2 protein-coding genes are annotated in these 20,582 nt (G+C 46.6%); both read right to left on the reverse strand.

Annotated features, from left to right (window positions below):
* Positions 1–38: 38 nt before the first annotated feature.
* Positions 39–4,763, reverse strand: coding sequence for an amino acid adenylation domain-containing protein (locus tag ACUUHJ_RS17385; protein ID WP_472299492.1), 4,725 nt, complete (start codon positions 4,761–4,763; stop codon positions 39–41).
* Between the two features lie 16 nt (positions 4,764–4,779).
* Positions 4,780–20,352: a non-ribosomal peptide synthetase/type I polyketide synthase gene (locus ACUUHJ_RS17390; protein WP_472299493.1), complete on the reverse strand. Its 15,573-nt coding sequence runs from the start codon at positions 20,350–20,352 to the stop codon at positions 4,780–4,782.
* Positions 20,353–20,582 lie beyond the last annotated feature (230 nt).

Here is a 20,582-nt window from a genome sequence, read left to right on the forward strand (position 1 = left end):
TCCATCTGCCGATTTTCAATACGATGCCTAGGCCACTCTTAGCGTATGACTAGAGGTATTCCTATCAATTTTTTCGCTTCCTCCTCCAAGATCGCTCGCAGCTTCCGTTCATCCTCTCGATATGGCAAAGCCATAAAAATAGTCATTTTACCCGTGGATGTATAAGAAGCCTCAAAGAGAATTCGCTTTTTCCCTTTTATAAACAGGTGATCGTATTCACTTGGTTGACTCTTGTTCTGCTCACCCAGGAAGTTACAAATCATAGGTGTCATCTGTAAGGATTGGATGAGTGAGTGATGGGAAAGAGGATAGTACTCCGTTACGTCTGGATTTTGCACGAGATTGGTGAAATGAATGTTGCTCTCCTTTGCGAGATCCAACCGAACTTTCACATACGTTTCCATCTCATCGAGACTCCACGACGGATCAATATGAAGCGGAATATGATCGATGCACTCGCCAAGCACATCGAAGAAATGGTTCCCCATAAAGGATCTGCCAAAGTTCATTAGAAAGATGGGAGCTTTTTGGACTCCATAACTTCTTTCACAAAATCTGGCTAAAATAGCAATCGGGATCCGCGCATTTTCTATCTCCTGTGGGTTATCCATATCCATTTCGCAGGTAACAATCGTGTATCCGTCCAAAGCGGATGAAGATGGAAGCTGTCTTTCGATGGACAAAAGACTATTTTCAAATCCGTGAAGATCAAATTCGTCCATAACCTGCTGATCTTCGATTCCGACTGGACCCTTCGTGATTTGCCGGACAAAGTCCCAATACGTATTCCGACCATTTTCCGGGAGTTCTGTGCCATTCTCCAAAGCTTCGTAATACAGGTTCAAGTCGTTTTGCAGAACCTCGCTGCTAATAAAATCAAAAATGAGATGCAACGCCGGGAATATGAACGAGTACTCCTTCTCGCTCTCTTTCAGCATGATCACTTTGTATGGCAACGAGCCGATCGAATCATCCTGCTTGTAAAAATATTCGCTCTGTAAAAGATGGCGCACCGCTTCTTTTCTTTCTTCCGAATCGCCCGATACATCAACAACAGGGAGCGCAATTTCACTAGGGCAAGGATATTCTTTCCAATATGGCTCTTCTCCCTCCAAAGCCAGCGTGCATCGCAGCAAATGATGCCGCTCTAAGACATTAAGAAAGGCCTTTTCCAGCGTCCTAGAATCGATCATCCGCTCAAAGCGAATCACTGTTCCAGAAATATCCTTTTCCTGTACATGATAGCGCTGTGAAGGTGACAGCGGCTGTCTGATAAAGGTCTGCTGATTGATGATCGCCTCCGAATAACGAAGGAGCTGCTGATCAAGGTCGTTGACGAAGCGCTCCTGCCAGGACAACGATTCCTCCTCATCAAACATAGCCTCTTGGAAAAGATTCTTCTCTTTTTCCCATGCTTTTTGCCCGAGATCCAGATATTGAATGGCGTGCGGCTGAATCGAAGGATCACAAGATCTACGCAATAAGGACAGGATTTCTTGGTGTTTGTCCCGCGCATTTTCCTCCACGTTCAGAACAGCTCGGTGCTTGCTGCCGAACGGCACCTCTACATAGTTGCTTCGTACTTGGAAATGGGCGTAGATCAAGGTTTCCAGCTCATTTTTATCGTGCGCTTTTGTGGTACGAATCCGGTTTACGGTATCTATATATCCTGCTAGCGCTCTGACCGTATCGTATTGGAAGATCGTTTGAATCTTCACTTCTATGCCTTCCTTATGCAGTCGCGCTACCAGTTGGATCGCTTTGATAGAATGCCCGCCCAGATCATAAAAATGGTCATCCACACTGATTTCCTGGAGTTCGAGCACTTCTTTCCAGATTTCCGCCAACTTCATCTCCTGCTCTGTAACAGGTGGATTCAGTTGCTTACCTGCCTCCCTGACCATGACAGGCTCAGGTAATGCCCTCCGATCTATTTTTCCATTCGGTGTTACAGGCATTCTCTCAAGGACGTGGATATACGTTGGTACCATGTAGGCAGGAAGGGTAGCCAAAAGCTCCTGACGCAAATCTCTGTTCCACTCAGGCTGCTCCCAGACCAGATAAGCGATCAGGTTGGCTTCTCCTCCCTGCTCTTTTTTGGCCAACACGACCGCTTCCTTCACTCCTGTCTGGGATTGGATCACGTTTTCAACCTCATCAAGCTCGATACGGAAACCGCGTATCTTGACCTGGTTGTCCATTCGCCCCAAATATTCCAGACTTCCATCCGCAAGCCATTTCACCATATCTCCCGTCTTGTATAGCCTTGAGCCGGAAGTAAACGGATCTGCCAAAAATTTCTCGTTCGTCAATTCCTCTCGATTGATGTAGCCATCAGCGACGCTAATGCCCGCGATCGCTAACTCACCTGGAATTCCCTCAGGCTGCAAATGACCATGCGGATCTAGCACGTATACTTTTGTGTTGGCGATGGGCTTTCCGATTGGAACTTGCTGCGGCAGCTCCTCTTGCCCTTCATACGTCCAAGTCGTTGCACAAATGGTTGTTTCGGTTGGACCGTATGCGTTGATGTATCGGCAATGCGCGCTCCATTTATGCACGAGCTCCCAGTTTGTTGCGGAACCTGCGGTGATTAACGTTTGCAATTTCGGGAAATTTTCCGGCTCCAAATACGTCACGAATGTAGGTGGGAGCGTCGCGACCGTTACTTCATGCCGCAGTAAATACTCACTGAAGGCCTGCGAATCGAGTGCGACTTCCTTTGAAACAATAACCAATCTCGCCCCTGTCAATACCCCCATCGTAAACTCCCAGACAGAGGCATCAAAGGAGATGCTGGCAAATTGCAGCACTCTGTCATTTTTGGTGATGCCGAGATCGTTGATAAAAAACTGCTGGAGGTTGGCGATTCCGACGTGGTGCAGCCTTACCCCTTTTGGCTTTCCCGTTGACCCGGAGGTATAAATGACGTAGGCCAGGTCACTGGAACGATGAAGGGTCTGTACATCCGATGTAACGTCGGTGTATATGCTCCTATCATCAAGATTGCTCAACATTGTTGCAGGGAGAATACGCTCCGCGTAGGCTACCGTCGGATCATGGACCAAAACAATGCTGGCCCCGCTATCTTCGATCATATAGCTGATCCGTTCGCGCGGATGGTCGGTGCTAATTGGGAGAAAGGCACCGCCCGCTTTTAAAACGGCCAAGATGGCGAGGCTGTAGGCGGTAGAGCGCTCCACCATCACACCAACAACGCTGCCTGGTTTTACCCCTTTCCCACGCAGCACGTGAGCCAGCGCATCGGATTTGTCATCTAATTCTTGATACGTGTAGCTGCCGTCCTGATCGACCACAGCAATATGATGCGGTCCCTTATTGACCTGTTCCTTGAATAACTGGTCAATAGTTCGCGTTTGATCAACCAGCATCTGCGTGTCATTCCATTGTTGCAGAATGAGAGCCTGCTCCTCGTCCGTGACCATTTGCATGTTTGCAATCGGCTGGTCAGGATTGCGGACGACACTTTGAATCAGCTGATTCAAATGCGCTCGCACTTTTTGCAGGTAGGCATCACTGTAGGCAAGTGCGTTATAAATAAAGTGAACTTCTAATTCCTTCCCGGGAATAATGCACAAGTTGAAGTCGTAGCTGGTTTGCTCATATCCTTGGACATCCGTGATTCCGAATAAACCGCCTTTTCCATCTTCGTCGGATGCCTCCTCCGTCAATGGATAGTTCTCAAAGACCATCAGATGCTGAATCAGGTTTTGTTTTAATGTGGTTTCGGACTGAATATCCGCCAGAGACATGTATTGGTAGCTGCTTGTGGCTGTGAAGAATTGTTGCACCTGCCCGAGCAACTCCGAAAATGTCTGTTTGCCTTCACTGCGAATCCGCATTGGGATCGTATTGACAAACAGCCCAACCATTTCTTCTACGCCAACGAGCTCAGAGGGACGGCCTGAAACGACTGATCCGAAGACAACATCATTGGCATAGTTGTATCGTTGCAGCACCAATCCCCAAAGGGAATGAAAGACGATGCTCAGTGTCACATCATTTGATCTCGCTATTTGCTCCAAACGGGCAGTCGTTTCCCGATCAATGCGGAACACGATCGATTCTCGTTGGTACCCTTTACCGGTTGAAATATATTCAACCGGTAAAGGAGATTGCTGATCAAATCCATCCAGACTATCTCGCCAGAACGAGAGTCCTTCTTGTTTATTTTGCTTGCCAAGCCAAGTGACATAGCTACTGAAGGAATACGGTGGAGCCAGCTCAGCCTTCTTATTTTGAAGATACGAGCGATAGATATGGAAAAAGTCTTTTGCGACAATCCCCAAGCACCAGCCATCCATAATAATATGGTGGAAGCTCCACACCATCTTGTATTTCGACTCACTCAATTTCATAACGGTCATCCGAAACAACAGATCTTTTTCCAGATCAAATCTTTTGCTCCGATCCCGTACAAGAAATTGCTCCACAAATGCTTCTTGTTCATTCTGAGTCAGGTCAGAGATGTCCTCGATCTGAATAGCAGCTTCTCTTTGCTTCAACACGATTTGCAGCGGCTTTTTACTATCTTTATAGTGAAAGACTGTTCGCAGGATATCGAATCTTTCGACCAAGTCGCGAAAGCTCTGATCAAGGAGATCAAGCCGCAACGACTCCTCCATCGTAATCACCGTTTGTTCGAAGTGAACCTCTGATTCAGGATGAAGGATAAAGTGATATAGCATGCCTTCTTGCATAGGTGTCAAGCGGTATATATTTTTAATTTGAACACCATTCAAACCTCATCACCAGCTATCATTGAATTTTTTCACCCAGCAGTTGGGAAAGATGATCTAATTCCTCAATGGACATCTCATCGTATGTGAAATCTGTTGGGCTTTGCTCGACTGTCTCTTTCGATAAGCAGTGCGTTATGATTTCTACGATCTTTTCTCGGTAGGCATCCACGAGGCGCTGAATGGTTCCTTCTTCAAACTCTTCACGATGATACGTAAAAGTGAGAGTTAGCTTGCGATTCACAACCATGCCATTCACATCAAGCGCAAAGGAACGAATGGCGGTCGGACTGATTTCTCGGCCCGGTGACAGGGAAGAAGTCGTTATGCTCCCTGATTCCAAGTCTGTATCAAATTGTCCCAAGTAGTTAAAACTGATCTCGGGCTTTACCTGGAACGTTAACGGAACATCGGCTTGTCCCGCAGACAGGTATTGTAAAATGCTGTATCCAACACCTTTGTTCGGCACACGTCTCAGGCTATCTTTTACCATTTTGATTTGGTAGCCGAGGGATTCCGATCGGCTCATATCCAGTACGAATGGATACTGGGCTGTAAACCATCCGACAGTGCGTGAAATATCGATGCCCTTCACGATCTCTTCTCTGCCATGTCCCTCCAGATTCACGAGCACATGCTCTATCCCCGCCCACTCTTTTACCGCCGAACCCAACGCCGTAAGCAACAAATCATTCACTTCCGTGTTATAAGCCTGGTGGCTCTGCTTCAGCAGCTTTTCTGTGAAGGCTTCATCAAGCTCGATGGTGACATCTGTTGTATCTTGCATAAGCAGTGCCCCATTCGTTTTCGCCGTTGCCAGTGGAGAGAATGGCATTTCCTCGACCTGCTTCCAATATCCGACTTCCTGTTGAATTTCGCTTCCCACTGCATATTTTTGCAATTCTTCTGACCAGGTTTGATAGGAATCGGTTTTCATAGGCAAAGCAGGCTCTTCTTTCTGCAACAATGCGTCATATACTGTATGAAAATCTTCTAGAAGAATCCGCCATGAGACACCATCGACAACCAGATGATGAATCACGATTAACAAGTGATCTCCAGCTTCTGTTCGGAAAAGGCCGAGATTTACCAACGCGGTATCCGTCAAATCGATCCCTTCCTGTATAAGCTGAGCAGCTTGCTCCATCTCCTCTACGTTTTGCGCCGAAAACTCCTTGACCATAATGGGAACCAGGCACTCCTCCAGTTTCCGATGCTCCTGGACAATGTCTGACTCATTCATTTGGAATTTCATTCGCAAAGCATCATGATGCTCAATGAGCTTCGTAAATGCTTGTTGAACCAGTTCTGGATCGAAGCCAGCTTCTCTGAACAACATGACCGATTGATTGTAATGATGAGGGTTCTGATGGTTTTGTTCAAAAAAGTTCATCTGGATTGGTGTCAACGCGACTGCTCCCATTACAGGCCCTTGATCAATTTGTCTGGTCAACGTCTGGAGATATCTAGCTGCACTGCGAATACGCGGATTTTGGAACAAGTCTTTCAATCGGAGCTCATACCCATGACTCCTCAATCTCGCAATCATCTGAAGTGCTTTAATGGAGTCTCCCCCAAGCTCAAAGAAGTTGTGGGTCACACTTACTTGCGCAAGCCCCAGCACATCTTGCCAGATAGTGACCATGATTTGTTCCTGTTCATCGGACGGCTCGACGATGTGTTCCTCCACCAAGAGAGAGCGATCAGGAAGAGGGAGTTTTTTCCGATCTACTTTTCCAACAGCGGTAATCGGCATAGCGTCTAGTCGAACGAAGAAAGACGGGATCATGTAATCCGGCAAATCTTTCGCGAGCAGGTCTCTCCACTCATCAGCCGCCAGATCATGCTCTGTCACAATATAGGCGCATAAGTACTTGCTTCCATTTTCTTCTTCTCTGGCAATAACGATTGCTTCTTTTACCTGTTCCAACGAAAGCAGCTTGCTTTCAATTTCCCCTGGCTCGATTCGATATCCCCTGATTTTGATCTGGAAATCCTTCCTGCCTAGGAAGTGGATATTCCCATCCGGTAAATAGACAGCCAGATCTCCTGTCTTATACATTTTTTCGTAGCCCGGTTCCGCATATGGATTATCGACAAAGCTCTGTCTCGTTAGCTCCTCGTTATGCAAATAACCTAATCCAAGCGGCATGCCTGAGATGTAGATTTCTCCAGGGACACCTATCGGCACTCGTTTTCCGTACGCATCGAGTAGAAGGATTTTCGTGTTAAATATCGGTTTTCCAATCGGGATGCGATCTTCCTCTCCCGTAATTTGATAGGCAATGCATCCGATACTTGCTTCTGTCGGACCATACAAATTCGCAGGAGATACATACTGGTATATTTTTAGGAATTTGGAAACGGCAGACGGAACAATTTCCTCGCCACCGATAATGATCTTTTTGAGCGATTGTAATTTGCCCTGCAGCTCGAGATTTTCGGCTAACTGATTGACGATCACATTAAAAACAGATGGGACGAAATCCGTTAAGGTAATCTGTTCGTCTTCAATGATTCCAGCCATGTAATCTGCCGAGACAGTCATCCCCGTTGTAGGCAAGACTGTTTTTCCACCATTGGTCAGCGGCCAGAAGAATTGCCAAATGGCACTGTCATATACATGGTTGGTGGTCTGAAGGACAGATTGCGCTGCCTCTTGTCCAAAATAATCATTCATCCAGTTAAAGCGGTTGACGATCCCTCTATGCGGTACGACGACTCCTTTTGGTTTGCCTGTTGAGCCAGAAGTAAAAATGACATAGATGGGGTCTTCCGGCGATACGGACAGATTATGATTTTCCACTTCCGTTGTCAGGTGCTCCAGATCAATCTCGACCAATTTCGCTCCCAAATCCGTTTCCGTAAAAGCATGTCCAGATTCTACGAATACGAACTCGCTACCCAGCTCGGTAATAACAGACTGGAGTCGATCAACAGGCCACTGAACGTCCAATGGTGAAAACGCAGCTCCCGTCTTCATTACACCTAATAACGATACGACCAATTCCAGACTTCTTTCCATAAGCACTGGTACATACTTGCCTTTTCCTATCCCGCGCTTCAGCAGATCCGATGCGACTGCGTTGGCTTTCTCGTTCAATTGTTGGTAAGTGATTGTCGAGCCTTGATAGGAAACGGCAATTCGATTTGGATAAAGTCTGGCTGATTCCTCGATGGCAACATGGATCGGGTGTACCACAGGATACTCTCGCTTCGTATCATTACTGAGCTTCTCCAAAAACTGCACTTCTTCCAAAGACATGAGGTCAATCTCGCCCACAAGAATATCCATGTTCTTAGCGATCTGCCGCAGGACGTTTGTGAAATGGTTAATAAAACGCTCCATCGTTTCAGGCTTAAATAGGCTCGTGCTATATTCGCACTCCACGAAAAAGCCTTCATTTCTCATCTCGACATTCATGACGATGTCTAACTTGGATATTTTCGTTTGGAATGGATAAAGCCTGACCTCTACCCTGTTCCAGTCAAAGGCCGTATCCGCCACATTGTCATAGGAGAACATGGTGTCAAACAACGGATTCCTGCTCGGGTCACGTCGAACCTGAAGCTTTTCTACCAGGTCTTCCAATGGATAATCCTGATTTTCAATCGCCAATAGTGACTTCTCACTTAGCTCTCGAACAAACTCGCGGAACGTCTTGTTGCCTGCTGGATAGTTTCGCAGAGCAAGTGTATTTACAAACATTCCCACTACATTTTGAATATCGGTGTGGTTTCTTCCTGCCACCGGGGTCCCAACGACAATGTCCTCTTGCCCGGTATATTTGGACAGCAAAACGTTGTACGCCGCCAATAGAATCGAAAAGACCGTTACGTTTGCTTCCTTCGCCAAGAACTGCAATCTGCGGGATACTTCCGCATCAATCTCGCTTTCGACCGTACCCCCTTCAAAACTTTGAAACTGCGGTCGCGGATAGTCCGTAGGCAGATTCATAACAGGTAATTCCCCGCTGAATTCATCTATCCAAAAATTCTCCTGCTTATGCGACTGCCCCGTCGTCTTAATCTGTTTCAACCAAGCCGAATAATCCTTGTACTGAACGGTGAGTGGTTCTGGATTTTGCCCGTTATACAGTTGATTTAACTCATCAATCACAATGCTCACCGATGTTCCATCTGCAATGATGTGGTGCATGTCAATCAGGAGTAAATGCTTGTCCTCCGCCAGTTTGACCAACTTAACGCGTAATAATGGTGCCTGGCTCAGTTCGAATGACTGAATGAACGTCCGAATGAGATCTTCTATACGTTCAGGACTGTCCTCTTCGCTAGCATGATCGATGGCAAAATGAACAGAGTCATGGACAAATTGTTTCGGCTCACCATTTACGTAGTCGAAGGATGTACGGAACGCCTCATGCCTTTGGATAAGAGATTGGAATGCGTTTTCCAATGCCACAGAATCCAGCTGCCCGGAAAGAACCAAAGCGCCTGCCATGTTATAGGCCACACTGGTTTCATCGAGTGATTGAACAGTGAAAATCCTTTTTTGTGAAGGAGAGAGCTCATAATGCTCTTGTTTTCCAACCGCCTGAATCGACGGCATTTCTGCATGGGTCGCTTCGGAAATGACGTGGGCAAAGCTCCTGACGGTAGGATTTTGGAAAACAGCTCGCAGCGGAATCTCTACCCGCCATTCCTTGTTCACTTTGGCAAGAAGAATGGCAGCATGCAGCGAATGTCCACCGATCTCAAAGAATCGATCCAGAACGCCAACTCGCTCGATCCCCAAGACCTCTTGCCATATTTCTGCAAGTTTTCTCTCATTTTCTGTCGCTGGCGCTACGTATTCCTCGGATACCAGCTTAGACAGATCGGGTTCTGGCAAAGCATTTCGATCGATTTTGCCGTTTGGCGTCACAGGCAGCTCTGCCAATTGGATGATAAAGGTCGGTACCATGAACTCAGGCAGGGACTCGGCTAAGAACCCCTTGATTTCGGATGGACTTACTCCCTCATCCGTCGTGTAATACGCGCACAACACAACGGATTCATCTCCCTTTGTCTTCGGGAGCACAATGGCATTGCGAACCTTATCATGACGTAACAGCTGATTTTCGACTTCACCTAGCTCCACACGGTAACCACGTATCTTCAATTGGTAGTCCGAACGACCAACAAACTCCATATTTCCATCTGCCATCCAGCGGACAATATCTCCGGTCTTATACATGTTCTCACCAGGACGGAAAGGATTTTGGATGAAGCGCTCACGGGTTAATTCTTCTCGGTTCAAATAACCCCGCGCAACACCTGCTCCCCCGATATATAGTTCACCGTAAACACCTACCGGCTGTGGCCGCAATTGGGAATCCAACACATAAAATTCTGTGTTTTGCAGCGGTTTTCCGATCGGAACATTTCCGGTTGTCATTTCAGTATCGCCAGCGATTTCGAAGTAGCTGGAATCAATAGCAGCCTCAGTGACCCCATAGCTATTGATGATTTTGATCTGCCCGAAACGCTCGAACAAACGGACAAACGCTTCGCTTTGGCATGTATCTGAACCAAGAATCAGCAATTTCAAATGATTGAGCGACAATCCATTTTGATAAATGTACTCCATAAAAGGAAGAACAAGAGCAGGTGTTGATTCAAACAAGGAAATTTCATACCGGGTCAACCACTGATAAAGAACCGGAAGATCAATCCTTACCTCACTTGGACAAATCACCAAATGTCCACCATGCAGCAAGGCCCTGCACAAATCCCCTGCAAACACGTCAAAAGAGAAACTCGCCATCTGCAAAAGATTCACATTCATCTGTTCTAATTCGTATTCGTACCGCCATGTATTGGCGACACTCACCAGATTGCGATGCTCGATCATGACCCCTTTGGGTTTGCCAGTAGTACCCGAGGTATAAATGATATAGGCGAGATCGTTCGGTCCGGAGATGGGGTCGAGATTGGACGAATCCTCCCTGTAGCTGTTCTCTGCGTCCAGATCGATAATGGCGCCGCTGAAGTCTACTCCGCTCTGCCCATTTTGGTTGACCAGCATGACCTTTGCGTGACTGTCTTCCAACATGAACGAAATGCGGTCCTTTGGATACTGCGGATCAATCGGAACATAGGCTCCTCCCGCTTTCATGACTGCCAGAACAGCGACGACCATGTTAATCGAGCGTTCTGCCAAAATCGCAACGGAGCTATTTGGTTTTACACCCTGATCACGCAGAGTCCGTGCCAAGCGGTTTGCTTTCGCATTCAGCTCCTGATAGCTGATCTGCTCTTCCCCGTAAGAAACAGCGACTTTCTCTGCATGGCGGATTGCTTCTGCTTCAAACCATTCATAGAACGTTGGATGGAGAGGAGCAGGTATTTGCCTTCTCGCTTGATTAAAGTCGGCAACCACCTGATTGATATCTTCACTGGACAAGTACTCCAAATCAGCTAAGCAGCTCTCATTAGACTGCAGAATGGAGTGAAGAATCTTGGCAAAGTGTTTAGCCATTCGCTCAACCGTATCGCGTTTAAACAGATGCGTACTGTAATCAAATTGGCAAGTGAGCGTTGTCCCATCGTCATGGACATCAAGACTGAGATCAAAAAGAGATACGCCCTTCGGATATTCATACGTCGTCACTTTGAAATCATCTGAGGCCACGTCGTCAAAGGATTCATAATGGTAATCAAACATAGTATCAAATAGCGGATTCCGGCTCAAATCTTTGTTTAGTTGAAGAGCATCAACCAGTTTTTCAAATGGGTACTCCTGATTTTCAAATGCAAGGAGGGCTTGATTTTTCACTTCTTTCAGGAAGTCCTTAAAGGTCTTGCTTCCTGTTGGATAGTTACGGATAGCCAACGTATTTACAAACATGCCGATCATTCGTTCCAAATCAGGGTGTTGTCTTCCCGCCACAGCAGAACCGACAATCAGCTCCTCCTGTCCGGTGTATCGGTAAAGCATGACATTGTAAGCAGCCAGCAGTACCATATACAAGGTCGTGTCAGTTTCCCTTGCCAATTGGAGCAACTGTTTTCTGACTTCCTCACCGATTCCCATAATCAAGCGGTCACCTTCAAAGGATTGAACCGGCGGTCTTTGGTAATCGACGGGGAGCTTCAGCACGGGGAGTTCTCCTTGGCTAAATTGCTCAAGCCAGTACTCCTTTTGAGCCAAGAGCTGTTCTGACTGTTCCCTCTCTTGCTCCCATGCCACGAAATCTTTATACGTCACGCTAAGCTCAGGCAGTGATTCTCCTCTATACGTATGGAGTAGCTCACGAATAAACAGAGAAACGGAATAGCCATCCGAAATAATGTGGTGCATGTCCACAGCCACAATGAAGCGTTGGGCAGACACTTGGAAAATTTTTGTTCGGATAAGTGGTGCTTTGCTCAGATCAAATGGCTGGATAAAGGTCCGAATCGCCTCATTTACATCCTCTTCGGCCAATTGTTCAACCTCAATATCCAATGGCAGATCGTCATGTAAAACTTGCACGACTTCATTATCCTTAATGACAAAGTTGGTCCGGAAAGAATCATGTCTTTGTACAACCTGTTGCAAAGAGTGGATCAGACGATCAAGCTCCAGCTCCCCATCCAATTGTAAGTAGCCGGATAGGTTGTAGGCAGTTCCTCCATCCAGACCTTGGAGGATGTACATTCTTTTCTGTGCGGAAGAAGACTGATAGTAAGGCTGCAACTCGCATGAACGAATGGGTGTAAAAGCTTGATGCTTGGACGAATCTACATATTTGGCTAATTCACGTATCGTCTGCGATTGGAAAATTTGATGCAAAGGAATTTGCACGTGGCATTCCTTGGAGATTCTACTGAGCATGACAGTCGCTTGTAAGGAGTTCCCGCCTTGTTCAAAAAAATTATCATCCAGATACATCGGGGAGCTTCCCAAGATTTCCTGCCATATGACTCTGATAGTCTCTTCGGTCGCCGTTCCAGCCTGCTCTACTTCTCTGCCGCTCATGCTTCTTTGGCCGGAAAGCCGATCGGATGAATGAATAATTTGGATTTCTCCATTTCCTAGCGGAACAGCAGATTTCGTTGTTCGCTGCCAATGAGACGGGTTTGCATGCTCAAATTTCCCATCTGCCAAATACACCTGTCCGACCGCACCCACAGGGGCTAATTGCTGATACTGATCCAGGACATAGAGGGAAGCTCGTCCTACCTGATCATCTGGCATATCCTGCAAAAGCTCTGTCCATTCCGCTGTATATTTGCCCAGGTTGCCATTGGATTCACGTTTCATTTTTTCCATCTCGTCTGGCTGTAAAAGTGATAGTGAACGAATTCTTTCCTGATCGTCTTCTGCGATACGATGCAAAAGATTGGCAAAGTATATGCCCCACTGGCGAAGAATCTCCGTGGTTACTACCCCACTTCGTGCATCCACATCAACAACAAGCTCTCCGCCCACTTCTGTCACGTTTACAAAAAGATCGTACTTACTGTAAATAATCCGATTGGGCAGCAGCGTAGCCTTCATTTGAGCGAAAGTCAGGTTGTGAAGCGGTCGATCCATATTGAACAACACAGAAAGCTCCGGCAAGTTCTGATGCGACAAATTTTCAGCTAATGATGCAAAGGAGTAGGCTTGATGCTTTTCCATCTCAGCAACTGCTTGTTTTACTCGGGACAAATATTCCGCAGCCGTATCATCGCCATCCATTTCCGTGCAAATCGGCAAAAGATTAACGCAGTTTCCGATCAAGGACATTTTGCCCATATGGGATTGACCCGCAGTAGGAATCGCAACCACCATTTTTTTATTGCCAAGAATACGATGAAGGAAGAGGTTAAAAGAAGCGAGCAAGGTAATAAACAGACTGTTTTTGTTTTGAATGCTTCTTTTTCTTGCCTTCCTTGTGATGCTGCTGTCGATCTTGAACGTAATTCTCTCGCCCGTAAAAGATGGTTTTCCCAAAGCTCGTTTCTCCAAAGGAAAAACGAGCTTTGGGATTGGATCAGCGAATTTTTCGTTCCAGTACGCGAGCGCTTCCTGAAACGCTGGTTTCTGCATCTGATCTTCTTGCCAGTTTCGATAAGCAGAAAACGGTGTAGAAGGCTCGAGCGCTATTGGTCGTTTCTGTATAAGGGCCGAGTAGATATCATCCAGCTCTTTGATAAAAACAGCCATGGACCACCCATCCGCAATCATGTGATGGAAGGTGTAGGAAGTCAGGAATTTGGCGGGAGCCAGCTTGATGACACTTACCCGATACAGGGGGTCCTCAGAAGACAGCTCAAATGGCGTTCCTGTTTGTTCCTCCAGCAGCTGATTCTTTTTTTCTTCCTGCTCCCCAGACGAAAGGTGGCTCAAATCCACGAATCGAACACGTACATCCCTCTTGGGCAGAATCACCTGATACTCTCCGTTGGAATCAATGATGGTTCGCAATGCTTCATGACGATCCACCATGGCTTGGACAGCCTGCTCAAACACAGGGATATCAAGCTCTCCCTCGACCTGTAGAGAGGCTGTCTCGTTAAAAGCCGCGGATGCTTCCACGCGATATTTGACTGCAAACCACATTTGTTTCTGTTCTGGGCTAAGGGGAAGCCTCAGTTCTTCCCCCACCCTTTCCACAAGCGTTGCCTCGGGCTTTTGCCCATCCTGTCTCGTAAAGTTTGTCATTTCGATAACTTGATTTTGTTTGCGTCCTCCACTCGGAGAAGTTGGCGGTGGCTCCGGCAAAAAGCCTCCTCGACGCAAATCATCAATACTTTCCTTCACCGCTTGGATCAGTCTCTCGATATCCTCATCAGTATGAGCAGTGGAAAGGAAGCAATTTCTGCCCTCCCATATATAAATGCCCTTGCTGATCAGATGATAGAAGAACAATTCGATATCGGTAAACGATACGAAGCGGAACAAGGAACCACAATTAATCATCTGGATTGGAATCTGCTCGTTCTTAAAATACGCGTTAAGCGTTTCTACCAAGTAGAGGGTCTTTTGCGTGATCGCTTCCTGAAGTTGCGGCCCCTGCTCCTTCAAATATTCCAGCGTTGCGATCGCAGCATGCATCGTCAGTGGATGCGTGCAAAACGTTCCGCCCACAAACGTCTTTTTCTCAGCGTTTACCGGGTAAGATTGGTCTCCAAAATTCCAGATTCCCCCATCCACTGCATCCATGAACGCAGCTTTCCCGGCTACAACACCGATCGGCATGCCGCCACCCGGAACTTTTCCATAGGTAACGAGGTCTGCTTCTATTCCATACCATGCCTGTGCACCACCAAGATGTACGCGGAATCCCGTAATGATCTCGTCAAAAATAAGGGCAGTGCCTGATTGGCTTGTAATCTCTCTGACTTCCTTCAAGAATTCCACCGGCTGCAAATCCGGACGACGGCTTTGAACAGGCTCGACTAATACTGCGGCCAGTTCATGAGCATGTTTTTTGATCAGCTCAATTGATTTTGGATGGTTGTAGTTTAAGACCAGGACGTCATCCACCGTATGCTGGGTAATACCTGGTGCCATCGGTATGGCCTTCCCATCTTGGGACTCAGGATCAGCAACAGTCAGAATGCCGTCAAATGTACCGTGATAGGAGCCGGAGAATAAGGCGATTTTCGAGCGACCTGTAACAGCCCTGGCCAAGCGTAGTGCCACCATTACTGCCTCTGTCCCGGAATTGTAAAACGCGACTCGCTGCACTCCGGTTAACTCGCTGATTAATTCCGCTACCCTTCCAGCTACATCCGACATTGGACCCAGCGGAGGCAAATCAGATTGAATTTGCTCCTCCAGCTTTTTCATGATAAATGCGGGATTATGACCAAGCAGGTTTACACCGAAACCCATCGTCAGATCGAGATATTCATTTCCATCCAGATCCCACATTTTGGAGCCAGCTGATGCTTGCGTAATAATTGGGTAAACCATTTCCTTCCAATAGGAACGGAATCCAGACACATTGCGATTGTTGGCATGGACAAATCGGTGCTCTTGTGTATACTGCTTGGATTTCTTTGTCTTTTCCGTATAGCTTTGAATAAATGCGTTCAGATATTCTCTTTGTTTTGGTGTAAAATTGCCTCGTTCACCGATCATCAGTGGCTGATACGGTATAAATGGCTTCTGACGTTCCTCTTCATTACCCTTGACTTTGACCGGTGGTTTTGCCTCAGGTTTCTTGATCTCGGGAGCAACAGTCACAGATTCAACCCTTTGTTTTGGTAGAAAGCTTTGTTCCTGATTCAACAGCTCCAATTGCTTTTGTAATAGCGTAGCCATTTGGTTTTGGTGTTCAGATAAGAGCGAAATCTGCTTTTCGATAATGGTTTCAACCGCCCCTGTGCTGATCGGGACTGGCATTTTCGTGGATTGCTCTCTCGGCTCTGATTGTTGAATAGGCTGAACGTTATGCTGTTCCTGTTCCACAACTACATTTGCTTTCGGTTGCTCGATTGCCATCCATTCCATTTGTTTGGCAGAAGCCACAGCCGGGCTACTGGATAGCTCCAGTGCGATATGCGCTGCTAGCTTATCAACGCTGGTAATGGTTTCAAACAACTCTTGAGCCGGAATGACGACTCCAAACTTTTCCTGTATTTCACGATTGATTTGTACGAGCATAATAGAATCTAAGCCTAGCTCAAGAAAATGAAGGGATGGATCAATTTCTTCTACAGCAAAACCTGAAGCTTGATGAACCAACTCTTTCAGAACTTTTGCGATTGGCGCAGTTCCTATCTCTGACACAGTAGCACCTCTATTTCCGCTAATAGTATTCGGCTGTTCCGGAATGATACTGCTCATATCATCTGTAATCCAAGAGCGATACTGATCGAAAGGATACACCGGCAATGGCATTTTTCTTCTCTTTTTGCCATCCCTGTAGAACGCATCCCAGTCAACCGAGGCGCCCTGTACATACAAATCGCATAATGTGGTTGCATAGGAATACTTCATCTCGGTACTTGCCGTGCGGTACTTTTCCTGTACATCCCGCGCGGATTGACTCAACAGATGAACAGTCTCTTCTGGAACGCGCTTTTTCCCAGGTGAGTAGACAAAAACATCTCGATCATTTTCAAGCCGGACCGCCAATCGGTCGAGCTTTTGTTCGAAATCGCTTCGGCTATGCAAAATGAGCGCAATCCGATAAGGAAGCGTTTCTCTCCCAGTATTTGCCGTATAGCACAAATCAGACAGAGAAAGCGGTCCGCAAGAAGATAGAAACACCCGATAATTTTGAATCAGATGTTGAAGGGCTGACTCGGATTTGGCCGACAAGGTAAACACTTGCACCTCGTCTGAGACTGTCAGCTCCGCTTCATTTACCGGCACATACTCTTCCAAAATGACGTGGCTATTCGTCCCGCTAAACCCAAACGAGCTAACCCCGCATCTCCGTGGATGTCCATCTGTTTCCCATTTTTCCAGTCTGTTTTGCACATAGACTGGCGATTTTTCAAATGAGAAATTCCGATTGGGTTTCTGGAAATGAACAAGGGCTGGCAGCTCTTTGTTTTTCAATTGCAAAACAGCCTTAATCAAGCCAGCGATTCCCGCTGCTTCATATAAATGTCCAATATTCGCTTTGACAGTGCCGATTCCACAAAACTGTTTCTTCTGTGTATATTGTCGGAATGCTCGTTGAATTCCGTCCAGCTCAACGGGGTCCCCCAGCTTTGTACCCGTTCCATGTGTTTCTATATAGCTAATCGTTTCTGGGTCGACTTGCGCATCCTTCCAAGCGTCTACGATTAATTCTGCCTGGGCCTGTGAGTTCGGAGCGGTAATTCCGACTGTAACACCGTCTTGATTAACAGCGCTTCCCTTGATCACCGCATAGATGTGATCCCCGTCCTCTATGGCTTTTTCCAAAGGTTTTAACAGAACAGAAGCTACGCCTTCACCCCAACCCGTTCCATCCGATTGATCGTCAAACGCCCTTGATCGGTTGTCAGAGGATTCCATTCCAATTCCAGCCTTCAGCGCTAGCAGGATCGTTTTGACTCCCCCTGCCAAAGCCATCTCACAATCACCGTTTTGGATAGCCTTGCACGCCATATGAACCGCAACCAAAGAAGAAGAGCAGGCTGTATCCACGGTGACAGCAGGGCCGCGCAAATCAAGCAAGTGTGAAATGCGGCTTGCAATGATCGAAGGAAGGTTGCCTACTGCATAAGAAGGCAAATCTTTTGGACTTACCACTGACAAAAGTCGTTCGTAATCGTATCCCAGCTTGGAGAAGCCGACATACACCCCTACTTTTTCCCCTGAAAGCTTGTGGCCTCCATAGCCTGCATCCTCTAGCGTATTCCAAGCATTTTGAAGGAACAGCTTTTGGTTGGGGTCCATTAGCTTTGCTTCTTTTGGGGTGATCGAGAAGAACGAATGGTCAAACTTGTCAATCTCCTCTAAATAACCGCCCTCCACGAGGGTAGGATCGCCCAGTTCGCCTCTTATCAGCGATACATATTGTTCCGTGTCCTTTCGTCTCTGACCACGAAGCTCATGAATACAATCTTTTCCTTCCCGGATGTTTTGCCAAAATTGATCCACATCCTGAGCCTGCGGGAACTTACAAGAAATCCCGATAATCGCGATATCCTTTTGTTTCTGTTGGCTCGTTTCTGTCTCTTTTATGTGATCAGTCGCTTGATCGTCGGGGAAGAGACTACGAGAAAGACTGGAGATTGTCGGATAGGCAAACAAATCTGTTACCGCCAACGTGATCCCCATCTCCTCTTCGATTCGCCCTGCTAACTGGGTCAACTGCATAGAGGAAGCACCTACGTCAAAATAACTGTCGTTTGGTCCCAATTTATCGGATTGAAGCACCTCGCGGCAAATGGCTAGCAGTTGTTTTTCCAATTCTTCGCGCAAGAGAGGTGATTTATCGGTTCTTTCCTCTTTTACCTGTTCGGTGGTTCGGCTTTGCATTTCCTCGGAAACCTCGCGAAATGCTCCGGACTGATACTCCCTAGCCACTCTATATCGTTCAACTTTTCCACTCGTTGTTTTGGGGATGCGCTGAATCGGCAAGACCTCGCTTATTCTCCACCCTGTTCGCTCGTTCAAATGCGTTTTCACTTTCTTGGAAAGCTCCATGAAGTCTTCAACACTTTTCCGGTGAAGGATAAACACTAGAATGTCTTCCTCTTTGCTCTCCTCGTTGAATACCCCGCAGGCAACGACCTTCCCAAGCTCGACTCCTTCGACTTCCTCAGCAATCCGCTCAATATCATGCGGATAAACGTTTTGACCATTCACGAAGATGATGTCTTTTTCACGCCCCGTAATGACAAGACGTTCGTTTCGCATAAAACCCAGATCCCCTGTTCTGAGCCATCCATCAGCCGTCATTACATTTGCGGTGGCAGTAGGGTTGTTGTAGTATCCAGCGGTTACATTCTTTCCTCTAATGTGGATATGACCAACCGTATCGCTTGGCAGCTCATGATCCTCGTCATCACATATTCTTACCTCGCAAAAATCAATGGGGTAACCGACTTCTACTAGGGTGAGCGCTTCTGGATTTGTTTGATCCGTCATCTTGATTGGCTTTCCTATCTGGATAAACCTACGATCCAGAGAAAGCGTTGTAAAATGCAAGTTTTGATCAGGTATCGATACTCCCACAGAGGCTTCAGCCAATCCATAGCATGGGACCATGCTTGTTTTCTTCAATCCATAAGGGCTCATCTGATCCAAAAAATGATGGATCAATTCTGAAGCAATGGGTTCTGCACCATTTAGGATCGCACGAAGCGTAGACAAATCCCACTCTTCTGCCACTTCTGGTTTAAACCTAGACAACACATATTTATACCCAAAGTTCGGAGAAGAAGTAATTGTCGCCTTGTGCTCGCTTGCTTTCTTCAGCCATAGCGTCGGTCGCCTGATAAACAGTGAGGTATGAATAAAATAATGCTGAACTCCTGCGTACAACGGGGCTAAATGGAACGCGATCATCCCCATGTCATGAGTTAAGGGCATCCAGCTTAGAAATGAGTCAGACTCAGTCGTTTCAAGTCTGTTATTAATCGCAATCACATTATGGACAAGGTTTTCATGCGTCAGGGTAACCCCTTTTGGATCCCCCGTAGACCCAGATGAAAATTGAATAAAGGCCACATGATCAGCAGTAGGATAATAGATTGTGCCCTTCTCTTCTGTTTTCACGGTCTCATCAAGCAGGAAGGACTTCGACTTCAACGATTCCATTTCCGTCAGGTAGTTGTGTTTCCTAAAGAAATCCTCCAGTCGTTTCCAGACACTATCCGTTGTAATGAGATACGGATTGATTAATGTCCGCCAAACCTTTAACAGCTTAAGACGATGCTCTTCGTTATCCCCTACAGAGATAGGAACAGCAATCATTCCACCGAGTAAGCATCCCCAAAAAAGGCAAACAAAAGTTCGGAGATTACTATCTTCAATTTGAAAAACGACCTCATCACCAGGCTTGATTCCACTTTTTTGGAGGATAAATAAATAGCCGAGGGCTTCTTCATACAATTCTTTATAGGAAACAAACACCTCGTTCTGGTCTCCCAAAATGAAGGTAACGCCTTTATGGTCCTCGTTCTTCCACAAATCCAGCGCCTCTACTAATGTCTGAACAAAATGCAAAGCGTTGTTCCTCCCTTGTCCCATGTTTGATAGTTTCTAGCTTGCCTGATGAGCATAATCACTCAAAATGCTCCCTCTAGCATTTGTTAAACCCAATACATCGAGCTGAGCTCTACTTTGCTCTCCCCACGTGATACAAGAGATGTGAATTTCCCCATTCTGTGACCCGTTATACGAATCGCTCGTTTCCCGCTTTCTTTTCCGGGCAGCTTGCAAGCTGGTACGGGAAA

The organism is Brevibacillus schisleri (assembly GCF_055685845.1).